Origin of the sequence: Thermosynechococcus sp. QKsg1 (genome assembly GCF_031586415.1) — a bacterium.
In the GTDB taxonomy this organism is placed as follows: Bacteria; Cyanobacteriota; Cyanobacteriia; order Thermosynechococcales; family Thermosynechococcaceae; genus Thermosynechococcus.
Window position 1 is genome coordinate 882,501 of sequence record NZ_CP134200.1, and the last position, 19,404, is coordinate 901,904.

Here is a 19,404-nt window from a genome sequence, read left to right on the forward strand (position 1 = left end):
AAGCGTTCCTGCGCCGAAAATGAACGGGACTAAGTGATGTACCGAAGCTGTGGACTTACTACGTAAGTGGTAGGGGAGCGTTCTGCATTAGTTTGAAGCACTAGCGTAAGCAGGTGTGGACGAGGCAGAAGTGAGAATGTCGGCTTGAGTAGCGAAAACATTGGTGAGAATCCAATGCCCCGAAACCCCAAGGGTTCCTTCGGAAGGCTCGTCCGCGAAGGGTTAGTCGGGACCTAAGGCGAGGCCGAAAGGCGTAGTCGATGGACAACTGGTCAATATTCCAGTACTCATCTTGGTTTGTGCAGAGGGACGGAGAAGGCTAGATCAGCCGGATGTTGGTTACCGGTTCAACTGTCCGAGGTGTTGAGGAGCGGTGAAAACGCTCTGAGCTGAGGCAGGAGTACGACCCACTACGGTGGGGAAGTGATTGATGTCATGCTTCCAAGAAAAGCTCTAAGCACGTTAAGCCAAGATACCCGTACCCGAAACCGACACAGGTGGGGGGGTAGAGTATACCAAGGGGCGCGAGATAACTCTCTCTAAGGAACTCGGCAAAATGGCCCCGTAACTTCGGGAGAAGGGGTGCCACCGAGAGGTGGTCGCAGTGAAGAGGCCCAGGCGACTGTTTACCAAAAACACAGGTCTCCGCTAAGTCGTAAGACGATGTATGGGGGCTGACGCCTGCCCAGTGCCGGAAGGTTAAGGAAGCTGGTCAGCGCAAGCGAAGCTGGCGACCGAAGCCCCGGTGAACGGCGGCCGTAACTATAACGGTCCTAAGGTAGCGAAATTCCTTGTCGGGTAAGTTCCGACCCGCACGAAAGGCGTAACGATCTGGGCGCTGTCTCGGAGAGAGGCTCGGCGAAATAGAAGTGTCTGTGAAGATGCGGACTACCTGCACCCGGACAGAAAGACCCTATGAAGCTTTACTGTAGCCTGGAATTGGGTTCGGGCTTTGCTTGCGCAGGATAGGTGGGAGACGTTGAAGTATCCCTTGTGGGGGATATGGAGTCGCCGGTGAGATACCACTCTGGCAAGGCTAGAATTCTAACCTTCTGCTGTTAGCCAGCGAAGGAACAGTTTCAGGTGGGCAGTTTGACTGGGGCGGTCGCCTCCTAAATGGTAACGGAGGCGCGCAAAGGTTCCCTCAGGCTGGTCGGAAATCAGCCGTAGAGTGCAAAGGCATAAGGGAGCTTGACTGCAAGACCTACAAGTCGAGCAGAGACGAAAGTCGGCCTTAGTGATCCGACGGTTCCGCGTGGAAGGGCCGTCGCTCAACGGATAAAAGTTACTCTAGGGATAACAGGCTGATCTCCCCCAAGAGTTCACATCGACGGGGAGGTTTGGCACCTCGATGTCGGCTCATCGCAACCTGGGGCGGTAGTACGTCCCAAGGGTTGGGCTGTTCGCCCATTAAAGCGGTACGTGAGCTGGGTTCAGAACGTAAATCATTGCGTCACTTCACAGTAATGTGGAGCAGCAAACCGACTAAAATCGGTAGAATCTTAATCAGTGACGAACGGCTGATTAAGACAATACCGAGGGTAAGCAAGAGTCTCGTGACAGATGATTTAACGCTGAGTTACATTGCTGGTTTTTTAGATGGTGATGGTTGCATTAATCTACAACTGGTGCGACGTAAGGATTACGTCCTTGGTTATCAAATTCGCGCTAGCATCACTTTCTTTCAGTCTTCTTCGCATCGTTCCTTCTTGGAGTGGTTAAAGTCTACTTTCCAAGCAGGGTTTGTGAGAGACCGAAAAGATGGCTTAAGCGAGTATGCAATTGTTGATGCGCCATCTGTCTTAGAAGTGCTGCTAACTCTTCGCAGCTACCTTAAACTCAAGAAGCCACAATGTGATTTAGCAATTACTGTTCTACAGGAAGTTGTTCAATCAAGGCGATTAACGCCAGAACAATTCCTAAAACTTGCTCAGCAGGTGGATCAATTTGGTGAACTGAATGCTTCCAAAAAGCGTTCGATTCGCTCTGATCAAGTGGAGCAGTTTCTGAGATCACGACAACTCTTGATCCCGTAGAGACTGAAGCCTAGGCTTGAGTTAGCCATCAAGCGTAAGCTGAGATGTTCTGAGGTTGTCAGAGACATCAAATGTCGGCTCCTGATTCGTTAGTGGCGAGAGTCAGGATGAAGATATAGTCCATGCTCGTAGTGATACGAGAACAACATGCGTGAGACAGTTCGGTCCATATCCGGTGCAGGCGTAGGAGCATTGAGAGGAGTCCTCCTTAGTACGAGAGGACCAGGAGGAACGCACCTCTGGTGTACCTGTTATCGTGCCAACGGTAAACGCAGGGTAGCCATGTGCGGAGTGGATAACCGCTGAAAGCATCTAAGTGGGAAGCCCACCTCAAGATGAGTGCTCCCATGGCATAAGCCAGTAAGGTCACGGGTAGAACACCCGTTAATAGGCTCTCGATGGAAGTCCAGTAATGGATGAAGTCTAGGAGTACTAATAGACCGAGGGCTTGACCTCATCAATCAACAGGTGTCTGATTCAATTAACTATACTGACAATCGCTATTTAGTTGAAAGGTTATTGATCCTGAATTTATCTAGCAATTCTTTAGTCTAGGTTTTCAATTCAAAATCAAGGCTTTGCCTAGTGCCTATGGCGCGACGGAACCACGCTGATCCATCCCGAACTCAGAGGTGAAACGTCGCAGCGGTGAAGATAGTTGGAGGGTCGCCTCCTGCAAAAATAGCTCGGTGCTAGGCAAAATATTCAAACCACCCCATCTAGGTTTTCTAGGTGGGGTCTTGATTTTTAAGAAATGCTTAAGGGATGATCGGTTTTGGATAGAGGAGTGACATTGATGGGTAGTTCGGTCTATATTGCATCAAATATCGCTCTCCTCAAAAGGTTTTTAGGGTCATGCCTCAATTCATGCGTTTGATGGGTCTTCGGCACTGGATGCGGGTGGGTTCCTCGGTGGTGGCAGCGGTGCTGGCGGCGGCGTTACCAGGCTATGGACGAATGCAGGATAGCCCCAAGATGTTGGTGGATGAGGTGTGGCAAATTGTGCAGCAGGAATATGTGGATGAGTCGTTTAATCAGGTGGATTGGCTGGCGGTACGGCGGCAACTTTTGGCGCAGCGCTACACGTCGCGGCAGCAGGCCTATGCAGCTATTCGGGGAATGTTGCAGCAGTTGAATGACCCCTATACGCGCTTCATGACTCCAGAGGAGTTTACGGCTTTGCGCACGCAAACGTCGGGGGAAGTTTCGGGGATTGGTATTCGCTTGACGGTGGATGAAAAGACACAACAGTTGACGATTTTGGAGCCGCTGGAAAATTCACCTGCAACTAAGGCGGGAATTCGGGCGGGCGATCGCCTGCTGGCCATTGATGGTCACTCTACTCGGCGGATGTCGATTGAGGAGGCATCGCGGCGGATTCGGGGGCGGGTGGGGACTCCCATTGAACTTCAGTTGTTTCGCCCTAATCGCGGTACCTTTCGCCTGACGCTGACACGGGCATTGATTGAACTCCCTGCGGTGCGATCGCTGGTGAAGGAGGAAGGCGGTGCCCGCATTGGCTATATCTATCTGAGTGAATTTACTGCCCATGCAGCGGATCAGTTGCGCGCGGCGATTCGCAAGCTAGAGGCGGAGAAGGTGGAGGGGTTTGTTTTGGATTTGCGAGGGAATCCAGGAGGACTATTGCAGGCAGGAATTGATATTGCCCGCATGTGGTTGAATCAAGGTTTGATTGTGCGTACGGTCGATCGCAGTGGCCACAGTGAGCAGGCACGGGCGAATCAATCGGCATTGACGAATTTGCCCCTCGTGGTTTTGGTGGATCACCGCTCTGCTAGCAGTAGTGAAATTCTCACAGGGGCATTGCAGGATAACGGTCGTGCGATTGTGGTGGGCACGCCAACCTACGGTAAGGCCTTGGTACAATCCATTCATCAATTGAGTGATGGTTCAGGATTGTCGGTGACGGTTGCTCATTACTACACGCCCAATGGCACGGATATTAACCGCACAGGGATTACGCCGAATGTAATGGTGACGCTGCCGCAGGAGGTGAGTACCAATCCCCGTTTGTGGACGACAGCAGCCGATCGCCTGTACCAAGCAGGAGTGGCTCAATTGCGCCAAGCCATTTATCGCAGTCAAGCGCCTAAGCCCATGAATACGGCTCAAACAGGGGAGCAGGAGCAGTTTCGCCAACCCCTTGGTGTCCCTTGTCCGGTGCAGTGATGGTTGTTTCAGAGATTGATCAGGAATACCCCGCTGAGATTCAATTGGCCTTCCATGCCCTTGGGGAGCCGTTGCGGTTGAAGGTGATTGAGATTCTGCATCGGGAGGAGCTGTGTGTCTGTGATCTGTGCGATCGCCTGCACCTGACCCCCTCAAAACTCTCGTTTCATCTGCAGGCACTGCGGCGAGCCAATCTCGTGCTGTCGCGTCAAGAAGGGCGGTGGGTCTATTACCGCCTCAATCGTCCCCAATTTGAAGTCCTAATGGCCTATTTGCAGCAGTTTACGGTGGGGGAAACGGTGCTGGCTCGCATCTGTTCTTAAAAATCAACGCCGCGCTTGAGATCAACGCCTTTTTCAGCATAGTGCTTGTGGCAGATCATCTCCGAGTGGACGCTGGCCAGTTCAAAGTAGGCGGGGGGATATTTGCAGCGACCGGTAATAATGATTTCAGTGGTGCGGGGCTTGCGCAGGAGCGTTTGCACAATCGGTTCGATGGGGAGAAGCTCGAGGTCAACGGTGGGGTTGAGTTCATCGAGAATAATCGTTTTGTAAAGACCAGAGGCAATGGCAGCTCGAGCAATTTCCCAGCCGCGTTCGGCTTCAATGTAGTCAATTTCCTGCTGCTGACCGCGCCAAACAATGGCATCCCGACCACAGCGGTGGTGATCGACTAAATGGGGATAGCTTTCCTTGAGGGCAGCGATCGCCGCATCTTCGGTATAGCCCTGCCCCCCCTTGAGCCACTGCAGAATCAGGACACGGTGGGATTGATCGCGGCTAATTCCTTTGCCGATTGCCTGAAGGGCTTTACCGAGGGCACTGGTGGACTTGCCTTTGCCGTCACCCGTATAGATTTCAATGCCTTCAATGCCCTGTTCTTGAGCCGTAGGATGCACAAGGGGACGCATCTCGGAGTGGAGGTCAGCAATTTGCAGGAGTTGGGCAGGAGCACCCCGGCCAGTAGCAATAATTTCTAGGTGTTCGGGCTTGCGGCGGAGGGTGTTGACAACTTCATCAACGGGCAAAAGGCCTAAATCTAGGACGGGGTTGAGTTCATCTAAAACAATGACGGAATAGAGACCAGAGGCGATCGCCCCCTTGGCAATATCCCAGCCCCGCTGTGCCTCTTGGCGATCGAACTTGGTAATTTGCTCGGCAGTAAAGTATTCAGCGCGGCCAGTGCGCACTTGGTCAATGAGGTGGGGAAACCCGCGCTGCAGCGCTTCAATGGCGGCATCTTCGGCATAGGCACGGCCAGGTCCTTTGAGAAAGCGCAACAGGAGTACCCGAGTGGGCCAAGCAGAGGCAATACCCAGACCAATGGAGCGCAGAACAACCCCGAGGGCAGCTTGGGATTTGCCCTTACCAGCACCGTCATAGACGTGGAGTTGACCGCTCACCCGTCCGGGGCGAATCTGAGCGGTTTGAATGCCAATACCTGCACGGGTCATAGGGGTGTGAATCAAAGAACCTAGAGGGATTGTATCAAGGGCGGGGTGGGGTTTTGAGAACAACGGCTTCAACCGTTAGATCTGTGGTAGTGGTGGCGGTAATCGCCCAACGCAGGGGCTGACCATGGGCTTGCAGCGCCTGTTCGATAGCCTCATGGAAAGGCGAGGAAAGGCTGTGTCGGGGTAGGGTCAGACGGATAAATTCCGTTTGCATAGGTTTTGCTTGATGGGTTAAACACCAATGACAACGACGGTGACATTGTCGCGGCCGCCGTGGGTTTTAGCTGCATTGACAAGGGCGGTTGCTGCTTTTTCGACATTGGGTTCACTGAGGTAGATACTGATCACCTCGTCGGTGAGTTCTTCAGTTAAGCCGTCACTGCACAGCAGCAGGCGATCGCCCGGCTCTAGATCAATGGGTTGAATATCAATTTGGGTGAGGTCTTCACGGCCTAGGCACTGGGAGAGGACATGGCGCCATGGATGCTGCCGCGCCTGCTCAATGGTCAAGCTTCCCAGTTGTACGGCTTGGGCAATCCAAGTGTGATCGCTGGTAATTTGCTGGAGTTGGTCTTTGCGCCAGCGGTAGATGCGGGAGTCGCCCACATGGGCACACCAAGCGCGATCGCCCTTTTCATCAACGAGAACCACCACAGCCGTTGTCCCCATATCAGCACGGGCAGTATTTTGGCGTTGCTGCTCAACAATGGCATGATTGGCAGCGAGAAAGGCTTGGCGGAGTAGGGTCACAGGGTCATGCTGAAGGTCCTCAAGGTGGGTTTCCAAGAATGCCTGAATATGTTCGACAGCTAAACGACTGGCTTCCTCGCCCCCAGCGTGCCCACCCATGCCATCGGCCACAATAAAAAAACGCTGATGCTTTTCGTCAATATAAAAAGCATCCTGATTGCTTTTGCGAATCAGACCACAATCAGTTAAGCCGGCAACGTCCATGACCCCCCTATGTTGGGTTGCTTGTTAAAACATTTTTTCATACTTATCGAGTTTAAGCATGAGTCGCCAATAGAGGATACCAAACCATACCGCTAATGCGGCTGCCACACCCGCCAAGAGGAGATACTGGTTCACGAGTAAAATTGTCGCCACTAAGGAAAAACTGCCAATAAGGACGACATAATTTAGTCCTAAGTTAATGTTACTCAGGCGCCGCAGAATGCGATCGCTCTCACTGGAACGGACACGCAAGCGCAGATCACCATTTTCCAGTTTATCGAGCACCTCTTCAAGGCGACGGGGCAAGCCAATGGCACTGCTGCCCACTTGAGCCGCTTGACGACTCAGTTCAGAGAAAAGACTGCCATTACTGGGATCGGGGAAGTTTCCGTTGGTCATAAGTTCAGTCGCAAATGGTTGGGCAACTTGCATGAAGTTAAAGTCTTTGTCGAGTCCCTTACCTACCCCCTCTAGGGTGGAAAATGCCCGCATCACAAAGGTAAATGTGGCGGGAAAGCGGAAGGGTTGGTCATAGGCAATTTCGTAGAGGTCATCGCTAATTTGAGCCACCGATTGGGCTTCAAAGGACTGGTTCATGAAATTGTCGAGGAGATACTGAATCGAGCGACGTACCGGCCCTAGATCGCCTGTGGGAACCAACGCTCCTAGCTCTACAAGGCACTGTACCACCTGTTCGGCATCCCGTTGGGCAATGCTTAAAAATGTTTTCAGCAATTTATCGCGGGTCACAGGTTGAATGCGCCCCATCATGCCAAAATCGTAGAAAATCAGTTGGCCGTTGGGGCTGACGGCAATGTTGCCTGGATGGGGGTCAGCGTGGAAGAAGCCATCGTTGAGGACTTGATAGAGGTAGGCTTTCGCCCCCAGTTCCGCAAGGCGTTTGCGGTCTAGACCCGCCGCTTCAAGAGCTTCGTAGTGGCTAATTTTAATCCCCGGTAGGTACTCAAGGGTGAGCACACGCCGTGAGGTATACCGCCAATAGACGCGAGGAACACAGGCCCAGTCGCGATCGCGAAAGTTGCGGCGGAAGGTGTCGGCATTGCGTCCCTCATTGAGGTAGTCAATTTCTTCGTAGAGAATGCGACAACACTCATCGTAGATACCCATCCAGTCGCGCCCTTGCCCCCATTTGGGGTGGTTTTGAAAGTATTGGGCAATGCCTTTGAGAATCGCCAGATCAATGTCAAACAACTGCCGCAGGCCGGGGCGTTGAACCTTGACCACCACTTCTTCGCCTGAGAGGAGTTGTGCTTTGTGGACTTGACCCAGACTGGCGGCGGCCATGGGGATCGGGTCAAAACTGCGAAACAGTTCAGGGATATGGCGGCCAAAGTCTTCGTAGATGATTTTTTCGACTAGCTCGTAACTAAAGGCGGGGACGCGGTCTTGAAGTTTACTCAGTTCTTCGACGTATTCGCTGGGGAAGAGATCGGCACGGGTAGAAAAGAGTTGCCCCAGTTTAATGAAGGTGGGGCCCAGCTCAAGGAAGGTTTCACGAATCCAGATCGCTTGGGCACGGCGTCGCGCCGCACGCTTAGCATCGGTCATACCGCCCCAGTAGCTCCAAGATTTGGTGAGGAGCCAACGGCCAAAGAGAAATCGCCAGACAAAAAACCAAATATCAAAGAAGCGCCGCGTTTTTGAGTAGCGCTCGCGATTCCAACGATAGGATTTGCCGGTGGGCGTCAAACTGGCCGAAACTGGTGTGGACACACGCTCTTCCCTAGTGGGTGATCTCAACAAATTGTAACGAATCCCTAACGATACCAAAGAATAATAGGCTACAGGGCATAGCGATCGCGCCCCATGCCGAGGGCAAAACGCAGGGAATCGGGCAGGCTTTTGCTACTAGCGGTTAAAAAGAAGGTTAGCCCCAAGAGGCTAAAGACCGCCGCCATGCGAAAGATCAGGCGATAACCCAAAGGATCAATCAGCCCCCCCAGCAGTGGCCCTGACAAGGCCATCCCCAGATCAAATCCCCCTAAACTGAGGCTGAGAACCCGTCCCCGCTCATCGGTGGTGGAGCGATCGGCCATCAGGGCAGCGACCATGGGAATCAGGACACCGCCGGCAAGACCTTCAAGAATCGCCGCCCAGAGGATATCCAAGGGGGTTTGGGCTTGGGCGAGGAGCACCATTGAGACCCCATAGCAGGCAAGGCTGGCGGAGATGAAAATGCCCCTTCCCCAGCGATCGGAGGCAGAACCCGTGGCCACACGACCGATAAAGCTGGCGATCGCCGCCACGGAGTAAAACAGCCCTGCCGAAATGTTGAGCCGCTCAGCCGCAATAAACAGGGGAATAAAGGTGGCGATCGTGCCAAAGGTCAGCCCTACACTCAGCATCACCAAGCTGGGAATCCGCAGCCGTTCTGAAAGCAAGAGCCGCCAAAAGAGGGCTTTCTCTGGGCGAGACCCTCCAGAGTCCTGTGGGATATTCACCGCCCGCACGCCTGCGGCAGCCATGAACCCAAGGGCAGCTAAGCTACTGGCAACCATGAAGACCGAGCTATGACTGTAGTTCATTTGCAGCCAACTACCGAGACTCGGTCCGAGGGCAACCCCAATGGGATGGACAAGGCTGGTGTAGCCAATGATTTCACCGCGATGCTCAGGTGGGGCAATATCTGTCACCAGTGCCATGTAGCCGGTGGTGAAGCCAGCGATGCTCACGCCATGGAGAAGGCGCACCGCAACAAGGAGGGGTAGGTCGTGGCTGACGATATAAAACAGGGGAGCGATCGCGGCCACCGCAAGGCCAATCAGCAGTGTAATTTTGCGTCCCCGGCGATCGGCCAGAGGCCCTAACCACGAGCGGGAACCAATCAGCCCCACAGCAAAGGCACCCATCACCCACCCCACCTGATGGGGCGTGCCCCCCTTCTCAGCAATGTAGAGGGGCAAGGTGGGCAACATTGCGGCAATGCTCGACCAAAACAACAGACCAGCCAGTACGAGCCTGAGTAGCGTTTGGCGCACGGATGGGGGTAACTTCAACAGGACAACCACAAATCCCCCTTCTTAACAAAACGTTACATTCCTTATCTATAATAGCTTTTTGCTGGCCGCTGGCTATGCACCCAAATTCTGTCCACTGCTGCTGGCTCAAGAATGCCTGCGATCCTGCTCCGACAGATTCCCCAAAGTCTCCCTAAGGTTGATTCTCTCGCAGAATCCCTCGGAGTCGCTCTGGGAGAGGATTTGAGTATTTTCGATGACCTTGTAGAAAATAATTTGCCCCCCTTCAAAAGGGATCCCTCGGAACAGGGGGTTGCAATCCGCTCCGGGAGAGGCTATACTGAAGATGCTCTTGCTTCTCTTCGGGGAAGTAGAATGAATGGAAACCAGCAGTCGAGACAACCTCAATATCCCTCATGTTTTCTGCTTGCTTCTCTTCGGGGAAGTAGAATGAATGGAAACAAGTATTTTAGAGCAACCTTTACCAGAAGTTCGTTTAGCTTGCTTCTCTTCGGGGAAGTAGAATGAATGGAAAAAATGAATGGAAAATAAATTAAAGTGGCAATTCTCCCTGATCAACTTCGGGAGTTTTGGTTTTCGGGGTACTATTCATTTGACTTTTACGTAGCCCCACGGCAATTTTGCTGTGCTTTTCAATTTGGCGCATCACTTCACGGGCTCGCTGAATCACTACAGGAGGAAGGCCCGCAAGGCGTCCCGCTTCAATGCCGTAGGAGCGATCGGCACCACCGGGCTTGACTTGGTGGAGAAAAATAATCTCGTCGGGGAGTTCTTTGACCACCACTTGGTAGTTGGCCACATTGGGCAGCAGCGTTGCCAGTTGATTGAGTTCGTGGTAATGGGTGGCAAAAATGGTGCGGGATTTGAGGGTGGTGGCAAGATATTCTGCCACTGACCAAGCGATCGCCAGCCCATCAAAGGTGGCCGTGCCGCGCCCAATTTCATCAAGGAGGACAAGGGAGCGATCGCCCGCATGGTTGAGGATATTGGCCGTTTCATTCATCTCCACCATAAAGGTAGATTGACCCGTGGCGAGATCGTCAACGGCACCCACCCGCGTAAAAATGCGATCGCACACTCCCAAGGTGGCACTGGTGGCGGGCACATAACTGCCCATTTGCGCCAGCAGTTGAATCAAACCCACCTGCCGTAGATAACAACTTTTGCCACTGGCATTGGGGCCTGTCAGCACCATCAGATCAGCGCTTGTACCGAGTTCCGTATCGTTGGGAACGAAAAACCCCGCTGGTAGCATCTGCTCGACCACCGGATGGCGCCCGCCGCGAATCTGAAGCTGGCGATCGCGGGTCATGTGCGGTCGGCAATAGTCCTGATACAGCGCCACCTCTGCTAACCCCAAAAGCACATCTACCGCTGCCACCGCTGCCGCAATCTCACGAATCGTTGAGGCCTGAGCGGCCACCTGCTCCCGCAACTGCACAAAATACTGGTACTCCAGTTCAAAAAGATGGCTTTGAGCCGCCAATAGCCGTGCTTCCCGTTCCTTGAGTTCCGCCGTGATAAAGCGTTCCTCATTTGTTAGGGTTTGTTTGCGGATGTAGTCATCGGGGACTTGGTTCAGCTTGGCGCGGGAGACACTCAGATAGTAGCCAAAGACTTTTGTATAGCCCACTTTGAGGGTGGTAATGCCCGTGCGCTCCCGTTCTTGGGCTTCTAAATTAAGAATCCACTGCTGATCTTGCTCAATTTGCTGGCGTTGCTGATCTAGTTCGGGGTAGGCACCCGACCGCAGGAGACCCCCTTCGGTGAGACTAATGGGGGGCTGATCCACAAGGGCTGCGCTGAGGGTATCCGCCAACTGCTCAATCACCGGTGGCAGGTGGGCAAGGGCTTGGAGATAGGGGGATTGGGTTGCCGTCACAACCGCCGCAAGGGAAACTAACGTCCGAAAGGAGTCCCGCAGTGCCGCTAAATCACGGGCATTGGCCGTCCCAGAACCCGCCCGACCCGCTAGGCGTTCGAGGTCATAAATTTCCTGAAGGTGGCGGTGCAGACTCTGACGTAGGCTACTATTGGCCATTAATTCAGCAATGGCCTCTTGGCGCGCCGTGATCTGCTCAATATCAAGGAGGGGTTGCAGGAGCCAGCGGCGCAATAGACGCCCCCCCATTGCCGTCGTTGTGCGATCGATCGCCCACAGTAACGAACCTTGGAAGCTACCATCGCGGACGGTTTGCGTCAGTTCCAGATTGCGGCGGGTTTGCGGGTCGAGAAAGAGATACTGGGCGAGGGAGTAGGTGCTGAGGTTTTGCAGGGGCACTGGTTGTTGGCGATGGGTTTCATCCAAATAGGCCAAGAGGCCACCGGCCGCCCGCATGGCAAGGGGCAGATGTTCACAGCCAAAGCCTTCGAGGGATTTGACCTGAAAGCGTTGACACAGGCGTTGGCGAGCTTCCGCTGCCTGAAAATCTTGGGGCGATCGCAGGGTGTAGCACCACTGGGGAGGCAATTCAGGGGGCAATTGATCCTTGGCTTCACCCGGGCGCAAAACGCGATTAATGTCCGGAGCCTGACTAGGCAGGAGAATCTCTGCGGGTTGCAAGCGGTTGAGTTCAGCAATTAACTCGGCGCGATCGCTCCCTTGGGTGGTACAAAACTCGCCCGTCGAAACATCGGCGTAGGCCAATCCCCAATGGTTTCCAGAAAGGAGAACAGCAGCAAGGAAATTGTTGCGGCGTGGTTGGAGCAGCTCTGTATCCAACACCGTTCCTGGCGTAAACACTCGGGTGACTTCCCGCTTCACCAGTCCTTGAGCTTGGGCGGGGTCTTCCACTTGATCGCAGATGGCAATGGCGTAGCCCTTTTCAATAAGGGTGCGGCAGTAGCGTTCAAGGGCGTGGTGGGGAATGCCAGCCATGGCCACTCGTCCCACTTCTTTGCCCCCCTCTTTGCCGGTGAGCACCAGTTCCAGCTCGCGAGCAACTATACAGGCATCCTGAAAAAAGGTTTCGTAGAAGTCCCCCACCCGATAGAGGAGGAGGGCCTGGGGGTAGGCATCCTTAATTTCAGCATAGTGCTGCAGCATCGGCGTCAACAGCGATCGCTCCACCTCATCGTGGCGCACCTGTAGGCCAGGGTTGCGTCCTAAGCGCAGGGCAGGGGACTCAGTCTCAGAATGGGGCAGCGGGCGATCGTCGGACATGGCAACGTCACAGCTTCCTGTGGTGTGCTCCAAGGGGACCTTATATTATAGTTTTCTCTATTGTGGAGTAGAGCACCTAATACTCATCCCCCGTGGTCTCCATAAAGAGCCACTCCGCCAGTCCCGGACTATGTTCCCCAAGGATGGAAATGGCCTCTTGAAAGCGGCTGCGTTGAACATTGGCCTTGCTGATGCGCTCTGGATACGTGGTCATCAGGAGGTAGGGTTGGCTTTCCCTTGATTGCACAAAGGTTTCCACACCAGTAACAAGGGGATGCATCTCAAAAAAATGATGGAGTGCCATGGCTTGCTCAAGGGTTTTGGCTTCAACAAAGCCGAGATGACGGGTTAGGATGTCCCAAATGGCATCATCATCGCATCGGAAACTCACCTCAACGAAATAGCGCATCCCCACCTCACAGGCACCTGCGGCTATCTTAACCGCTTTTATTGATTTCATTGTCATGCCGTTGGGAGGGTTCCCTCGAATGGGAGAGGAGGCAGCAACTTTCAATCCTTGTGCGTTATGGCAAGGGTTTTGCTGGTGCCTTTGTTAGCTCGATGGGGTCAAACAAGGGTCAAGCAGGATTGCCTACTGGTCAATGACCTGCAGAATCACTAGCGTCATATCATCGCTGCGCCGGCCACTGGCATTGGTAAAGGCATCAACGGCATCAAAAATATAATCCAATAGTGCCTGAGCACCCAAACCCTTGGCACAGCCCTCTTTGAAGACTGCTGCGAGGCGCTCTTCCTCAAAGCGTTTACCTTTCGGATTATCGGCTTCTGTGATGCCATCCGTGTAGTAAACCACCGTGTCGCCGGGTTGCAGTCGCACTTCTGCCTCTTGATATTGGCTGCGGGTATCCAGACCAATGAGCATACCGTAGGTGTCCAGCCGATGGATAATCCCGGTTTCAGCTCGCCATAATAGGGGAGGAAGATGAGCCGCATTACTGTAGGCCAAGAGCCGCGTTTGCGGGTTGTACTCAGAGTAAAAGAGGGTGACAAAGCGGTGGGAGCTTTCTAAATCCGGCTGCATCGCCCGGTTGAGGTGCTGCAAAATGCGGCTAGGACGGTGACCATTGAGTGCTTCTGCCCGCAGCATGCCTCGGGTCATGGTCATGATCAATCCGGCCGGTACCCCCTTACCCATCACATCGCCAATGGCAATGCCCCAACGACCCTGTTCAATGTCTTGTTGATCGCCGAGGCCATAGGTAATGGGAATAAAGTCATAGTAGTCCCCCCCCACCCAACTGGCGGTGCGACACTCGGCGGCTAGCTCGAGGCCGTGGATTTTGGGACAGTGGTGGGGCAAGAGTCGCCGTTGAATTTCTGCCCCAATTTCCAGTTCCCGATCCAAACGCTGGCGATCGCGCAACTTTAAGGCCAATTCATCATTGGCAATGGCCACTGCCGTTTGATCCGCAATTACCTGCAACAGTTGCTGCCGCGTTTCATTCCACTCGTACTCAGGTTGCTGACTAAAAACGTAGAGCCGCCCCCGCTCCGTGAGTCCCGAATCCTTGACGAGAATCGCCGTGCCGTAGAACTGAATGCTTTGGGGGAGGCGTTCTCGCAGTTGCTGATCCAGAAGTTGCTCAAGCCGAGGACGGCTGATCTCGCGATTATTCTCCGCATCGATTGCCACCATACCAACGCTATTGGCAAGGGTGCGGGTGGCCGTTTCTAGGGCGGCGCGAATATTGGGACACTGATCGCTGGCGTGACAATGGAGTTGTTCAAGACGAGCCTGACCATCGGCGCGAAATAAGACTAGAGCTGCTGCCTCTGCCTCTGTGACCCGACAGGTAATGAGGGGGATCAGTTCAAAAAATTGATTCAGGTTGTTGAAACTCCGCAGCGCAAAGCTTAGGGAGGCCAATAGCTCCTGAATTTTACTGTTTTCCCGCTGTAACCGCGACACCATTTCCTTAAGGGCGATCACAGGGCTAGAGGAGGTCATAGAGGAGGAGGGGAAGGCAGGTGACATGGTAAGTTACGCCAGCAAAAGCGTCAATTGACTCTACAGCGTAGCGCAAAAAACGTCAAGATGAAAGGATTTAAGATTTTTTATGGAACTTTTAGAGCAGGCCGCCGGTCACCATGCCGTTGCGATGGCTGAGGGTCATCAGCGTCCCACCAAGGGCGATCGCCCCCGCCAAACCGATGAGTACCGGCTGTAGCCCCCACCAAGTCTCCGCTAAACCAACCACCGCCAAGGGCACACTGAGGGCAATATTCACGAGATTATTTTGTAGCCCAAAAATCGTCCCCCGCTGTTCGGCTGGGGTCATTAGTTGAATTAAGGTTTGCATCGGAATCGCCACAAAGGCGGCAAAGAAGCCCAAACCAATGATGTAGCCCATGCTCCAAGCCAAAGAATCCAAACTCAGGGACAGACCAAGAAACATGCCCCCCATGCCCCAACAGCCCACTAAACCCGACCAGCCGTAGGCAAAGTGCTTGCCCACCGTATTCAAGAGCAGTGCCCCTAGCCCGAGTCCGCCGGCCGCAGCCGCCAAAAGAAACCCAAATTGATCCGTATCGAGGCTGGGTAAGACCTCCGCAAGGCGCACTACCAAAACCGACATCGCCGCGACAATGGCAAACAGCAGGATGAGTTGCAGCAGGGCAAAACGCAGGGCTGTATATTCCTGCAAAAGCTGAAGGCCTTGGCGGAGTTCTTGCCACACTTGACGATAGCGGGTTGGCGGCAGATGACACTGATCCGGTGGCCGCAGCAGCATGAGTAGGAGTGCTGCCCCCCCATAGCAGGCACTGACAAAGACAGCCCCACCCCACTGGGAGTGCCAGTGGCTCGCAAGATTCAAAAGCGGTTCACCCGCAGCGAACCCCACCACGAGAGCAGCCATCATCGTCAGGGTATAGAGGGAGTTGGCGGACATCAGATGGGACTTATCCACCAGCAGCGGAATGGCCGCCTGTTCTGCGGGGGCAAAAAACTGGGTTAAACAGGAAATCGTAAACGTGATCAGCAACAGCGCCATAAACCCAAACCATTGCCCGGCGCCAAGGAGAATCGTGATCGGAATCCCTAAGACAAGGAGGGCACGGTAGAGATTGGTGACAATGAGCACCTGTTTTTTTGACCAGCGATCCACCAGCACCCCCGCCACCGATCCGAGGAGAATGGCCGGAATCGTAAAGGCCACCATGATGGCCGACACCCAGCCACTAATACTCTGGTGTGCCGCTTGGAAAAACTCTGTAGTGAGGGCAATTACAAATACAAGGTAAATTTTGTCAGCCAACTGTGAGCAGACCTGCGCCAACCAAAGAGCAATAAAATTGCGGTTTTGCCAGAGGGGAGGCACCGGTGGTAGGGGGAGATCCAAGCGAATGTCTTGCTGCTCAATGGTCATGGCTGGGACACCGCAACAGGTGAAAAACAACTATCAAGGAGGGGGGGCACCCGCAACGTTTGCTCCAGATGAAATTGCAGGTACTGGCGCAACACCCGCTCAAGGGACAGCCAAACACTAAGGGGATAGGTCTCGGCTTGGGCAAGGAATTCATCCCGTGCCAAGGATGGGGTGGTGGGCAGTGCTAGCCATTGCCCGAGGTGCACTTCACTTGCTGTCAGTTGGCGATCGCCCTCTGAAGACACCGCCGCAAGAGAGTTGTTGGGACGCGCCTCAGTAAGGGTAAAAACGCCTCCCCTAGCAAAACTAAAGCCCACCCGCCAGTCGGTATCCGCCGCAGGAACAGCAATCTGGCAGCCACTTTCATGGCACTGGTACCATTCCGGGGCAATGCCCCCCAATCGCAAGATGCCCCACAGGCCGCGCACCAATAGCGCTAGGGCAGCGCGACTCGAAACCCCCTGAAGCTGGTCTAAGGTGGTACAGAGCCAATCAAAGAGATCCGGTTGAGGCTGCTGCGGATGGACTTGGTAGAGCACCACCTCACCGAGATATTGGGCAGCGGTCAGAGTGGTCAAGTGGCTGTTGAGGCCTTGGTAGGTGGCGACTGTTTCTGCTTGGAGAATGCGATCTAAATTGCGGCCAGGACTAATAAAGAGGTCATTGACGACAAACAAATCCACCCGTCCGCCCAGTTTCGAGCGGGAGCCACGGCTATGGGGGGCGACTAACTTCAACAGCCCGCGATCGCGACTAAAGACACTGAGCAGGCGATCGCTTTCCCCCAGGGGCATGGCCTTGAGATTAATGCCAATTGTGCGGTAGGTGCGACCCATCCGAAATATCCAGACAATAGCAGCACATTTTTAGCCTATCTTTTAGGCTATCGCGGCCAGTCCCCTATCCACTAATCAACTTGTCGCGGGCAAACCATTCCACCCCATGCTGGTTAATCTCTTCCCGCAGAGTTGCATTCTCAATGCTGTGATAGACGAGGAGATCCACCCGTTGGGCAATGGGCAGTTCAGCGATCGCCTCGGCAAGGGCAGCTTGATCACTAAGGGTGAGGTTCTCGCCAAAGAGGACAATATCAATATCCGAAGTTGTTCTGAAGGTACCGATCGCCCGTGAGCCAAAGAGGACGATTCGTTCTACCTTGGGATTGGCCGTTAGAGTGTCAACGATGGCTTTGCGTTTTTCTGGGGTGAGTCCGTCCGTCATTGTTGATATTTTTCCTGCAAGCAGTTGTACAGTTTCCGAAAAACAGGAGTCAACCTGTGTTTGATCAGTCGTTCCGCCTCTTTTGTCGTTTGCTCTTCGTAGGTATGGCTCAAGAGATTTCGCTTTGCCAAGGCATCTAGCAGTGTCTCCGTGTCTTCCTCCGTGAGATAGCCCGTCTCAAAGGCCTTGCGAATAGCTTCTCTGGGAGTTTTCACATCCAGCCCCTCATAAAAAAGAAGGTCTTTCAATGTTTTCCACGCTAGTTCAAGGGTGAACTCAAACATTTGCACCAGACCGGCTCGCTCTAGTTCCGAATACTCCTCCTGAGCACAGGCGGTTTCTAGGCGGATTAGGGCGCGACCAAAGTTCTGCAACCGCTGTTGCCAACGCATCGCATCTCTATTCGTCATGTTTTATGAACCGTTGTTTCTCCGATTATCGCCAACGAAAGGCGGGGTCTAGCTCATAGCCGAACCGCGTCGCATCTACGGCTGTTAAGTCAATATCCCCAAGGCCATATTCCTGCCAGCGTTCTGTGACTCGCCGTGCCACCTCAGGATCCGATGTGAGGGGATCGCCCCAAGGATGGTCTGTTTCTGGGGGAATTTTCGTGGTGGCATCAATGCCCATGCGTCCCCCAAGGCCGATTTTTTCGCTGGCAAAGTCAAGGGAGTCAAAGGGGGTATCTCCCAAAATAAAGACATCGCGGCTGGGATCCACCTTGGAGCTGATCGCCCACACCACCTGACGCGGATCACGAATATTGATCTCTTTGTCCACAACAATCACAAACTTGGTGTAGGTAAATTGGGGTAGGGCACTCCAAAAGGCGAGGGCAGCGCGGCGTGCTTGGCCAGGATAGGCTTTGTCAATGGAAATAATCGCCGCCTTATAACTGAGGGCTTCCATGGGCAAAAAGAAGTCCACAATCTCCGGTACCTGCTGCCGCAAAATGGGTGTGTAAATGCGGTTGAGGGCAAGGGCAATCATGGCCTCTTCCTTGGGGGGGCGACCGCTAAATGTTGTCAGGTAAATGGGATTGCGGCGATGGGTCAGGCAGTGGAAATGAATGACGGGGGAGTCTTCAACGCCACCGTAGTAGCCCATGTGATCGCCACAGGGGCCATCGGGCAAAACTTCACCGGGGGTAATGGTGCCCTCAAGGACAAATTCCGCGTGGGCAGGCACCTCGAGATCAAGGGTTTTGCACTTGGCCAAATGAATGCCGCCCCCACCATAGAGACCCGCAAAGAGCCATTCGGATAAATCCACGGGAATTGGCGTTGCCGCCGCCATGATGATTAGAGGATGCACCCCCAATGCCACAGCCACTTCTAGCTTCTTGCCACGGGCGGCAGCTTTGCGGAGATGGCGTGCTCCTCCCCGCACTGAAAGCCAATGCACGGTCATGGTGGTTGGGGATTGCAGTTGCAAGCGGTAAACCCCGACATTGGGAATGCCCGTCTCACAGTCTTTGGTAATGACGAGGCCAAGGGTGATAATTTTGCCTGCATCCTTGGGGTAGGGGCGAATCAGGGGCAGTTGCCGTAGATCCAAATCGGGGTCTTTGATCACCACCTGCTGACAGAGGGGTAACAAATCGCGACTCGGCTTGGCACGGACGACATCAAAGAGAATTTTGCCGAAATCAAGGGCTTGACTCAGGGTTTTGGGCGGCTTCGGCTGTTGTAGCTTAGCCAACTTTTCCCCGAGGGTCTCTAGCTCTAAGGGGTGGTTCATGTTCATGGCCCAGCACACGCGCTCGACGGTGCCCAAGAGGTTAATTGCCACGGGATAGGGAGAGCCAATGACCTTTTCAAACAGTAACGCTGGCCCGCCGGCAGCCAACAGGCGGTTACAGATTTCCGCCATCTCCAGATCGGGATCAACGGGTACGGTGATGCGTCGCAGTTGTTGCCGCTGTTCTAAAAGCTGGAGATATTGCCGCAGGTCGTTCGTCATCGGGGATCAAAATCGCTTAATCTCTTTTATGTTAAGA

At 53.8% G+C, this 19,404-nt stretch carries 15 protein-coding genes, 2 rRNA genes and 1 CRISPR repeat array (1 of these 18 cut by a window edge); of the genes, 4 read left to right on the forward strand and 13 right to left on the reverse strand.

What is annotated here, in order from left to right; translation table 11 throughout:
- From RHP47_RS04460 to RHP47_RS04475, 4 genes are all read left to right on the forward strand, one after another.
- Positions 1-2,492: ribosomal RNA gene (locus tag RHP47_RS04460) — 23S ribosomal RNA — on the forward strand; it begins 1,123 nt to the left of the window's first position.
- Between the two features lie 125 nt (positions 2,493-2,617).
- Positions 2,618-2,734, forward strand: a 5S ribosomal RNA gene (rrf, locus tag RHP47_RS04465).
- Positions 2,735-2,903: 169 nt separating this feature from the next.
- Positions 2,904-4,226: a S41 family peptidase gene (locus RHP47_RS04470; protein WP_399363193.1), complete on the forward strand. Its 1,323-nt coding sequence runs from the start codon at positions 2,904-2,906 to the stop codon at positions 4,224-4,226.
- Positions 4,226-4,549: a helix-turn-helix transcriptional regulator gene (locus RHP47_RS04475; protein ID WP_149818561.1), complete on the forward strand. Its 324-nt coding sequence runs from the start codon at positions 4,226-4,228 to the stop codon at positions 4,547-4,549. The genes RHP47_RS04470 and RHP47_RS04475 overlap by 1 nt, the downstream gene beginning before the upstream one ends.
- Here the strand turns inward: RHP47_RS04475 and RHP47_RS04480 are convergent.
- From RHP47_RS04480 to RHP47_RS04540, 13 genes are all read right to left on the reverse strand, one after another.
- Positions 4,546-5,679: a cob(I)yrinic acid a,c-diamide adenosyltransferase gene (locus RHP47_RS04480; protein WP_149818563.1), complete on the reverse strand. Its 1,134-nt coding sequence runs from the start codon at positions 5,677-5,679 to the stop codon at positions 4,546-4,548. The genes RHP47_RS04475 and RHP47_RS04480 overlap by 4 nt on opposite strands.
- Positions 5,680-5,713: 34 nt before the next feature.
- On the reverse strand, positions 5,714-5,893 hold the full coding sequence (locus tag RHP47_RS04485; protein ID WP_149818565.1) for a hypothetical protein: 180 nt from the start codon (positions 5,891-5,893) through the stop codon (positions 5,714-5,716).
- 17 nt (positions 5,894-5,910) lie between these two features.
- The gene (locus RHP47_RS04490) at positions 5,911-6,633 is read right to left on the reverse strand and encodes a Stp1/IreP family PP2C-type Ser/Thr phosphatase (RefSeq protein ID WP_206199828.1); all 723 of its coding nucleotides are present in this window, start codon (positions 6,631-6,633) and stop codon (positions 5,911-5,913) included.
- A 24-nt stretch (positions 6,634-6,657) separates the two neighbouring features.
- Positions 6,658-8,367: an AarF/ABC1/UbiB kinase family protein gene (locus tag RHP47_RS04495; protein WP_286626792.1), complete on the reverse strand. Its 1,710-nt coding sequence runs from the start codon at positions 8,365-8,367 to the stop codon at positions 6,658-6,660.
- Between the two features lie 68 nt (positions 8,368-8,435).
- Entirely contained in the window at positions 8,436-9,662 is a 1,227-nt protein-coding gene (locus RHP47_RS04500) for an MFS transporter (RefSeq protein WP_310841146.1), read from the reverse strand.
- 300 nt (positions 9,663-9,962) lie between these two features.
- Positions 9,963-10,147: a CRISPR direct-repeat array (repeat unit 35 nt; unit sequence CTTGCTTCTCTTCGGGGAAGTAGAATGAATGGAAA).
- A gap of 17 nt (positions 10,148-10,164) precedes the next feature.
- On the reverse strand, positions 10,165-12,795 hold the full coding sequence (gene mutS / locus RHP47_RS04505) for a DNA mismatch repair protein MutS (protein WP_310841147.1): 2,631 nt from the start codon (positions 12,793-12,795) through the stop codon (positions 10,165-10,167).
- A gap of 76 nt (positions 12,796-12,871) precedes the next feature.
- Positions 12,872-13,261: a hypothetical protein gene (locus RHP47_RS04510; protein WP_190278224.1), complete on the reverse strand. Its 390-nt coding sequence runs from the start codon at positions 13,259-13,261 to the stop codon at positions 12,872-12,874.
- 126 nt (positions 13,262-13,387) lie between these two features.
- On the reverse strand, positions 13,388-14,764 hold the full coding sequence (locus tag RHP47_RS04515) for a PP2C family protein-serine/threonine phosphatase (RefSeq protein WP_310841149.1): 1,377 nt from the start codon (positions 14,762-14,764) through the stop codon (positions 13,388-13,390).
- A gap of 118 nt (positions 14,765-14,882) precedes the next feature.
- Positions 14,883-16,184 (reverse strand): MFS transporter, encoded by a 1,302-nt coding sequence (locus RHP47_RS04520; RefSeq protein ID WP_310841150.1) that lies wholly within the window; start codon positions 16,182-16,184, stop codon positions 14,883-14,885.
- A complete protein-coding gene (gene recO / locus RHP47_RS04525; protein WP_310841151.1) occupies positions 16,181-17,020 on the reverse strand; it encodes a DNA repair protein RecO in 840 nt (279 codons plus the stop codon). The genes RHP47_RS04520 and recO overlap by 4 nt, the downstream gene beginning before the upstream one ends.
- 64 nt (positions 17,021-17,084) lie before the next feature.
- Entirely contained in the window at positions 17,085-17,405 is a 321-nt protein-coding gene (locus RHP47_RS04530) for a nucleotidyltransferase family protein (RefSeq protein WP_286626801.1), read from the reverse strand.
- On the reverse strand, positions 17,402-17,815 hold the full coding sequence (locus tag RHP47_RS04535; RefSeq protein WP_190278225.1) for an HI0074 family nucleotidyltransferase substrate-binding subunit: 414 nt from the start codon (positions 17,813-17,815) through the stop codon (positions 17,402-17,404). The genes RHP47_RS04530 and RHP47_RS04535 overlap by 4 nt, the downstream gene beginning before the upstream one ends.
- Before the next feature lie 25 nt (positions 17,816-17,840).
- The gene (locus RHP47_RS04540; RefSeq protein ID WP_149818584.1) at positions 17,841-19,367 is read right to left on the reverse strand and encodes a UbiD family decarboxylase; all 1,527 of its coding nucleotides are present in this window, start codon (positions 19,365-19,367) and stop codon (positions 17,841-17,843) included.
- Positions 19,368-19,404: the final 37 nt, after the last annotated feature.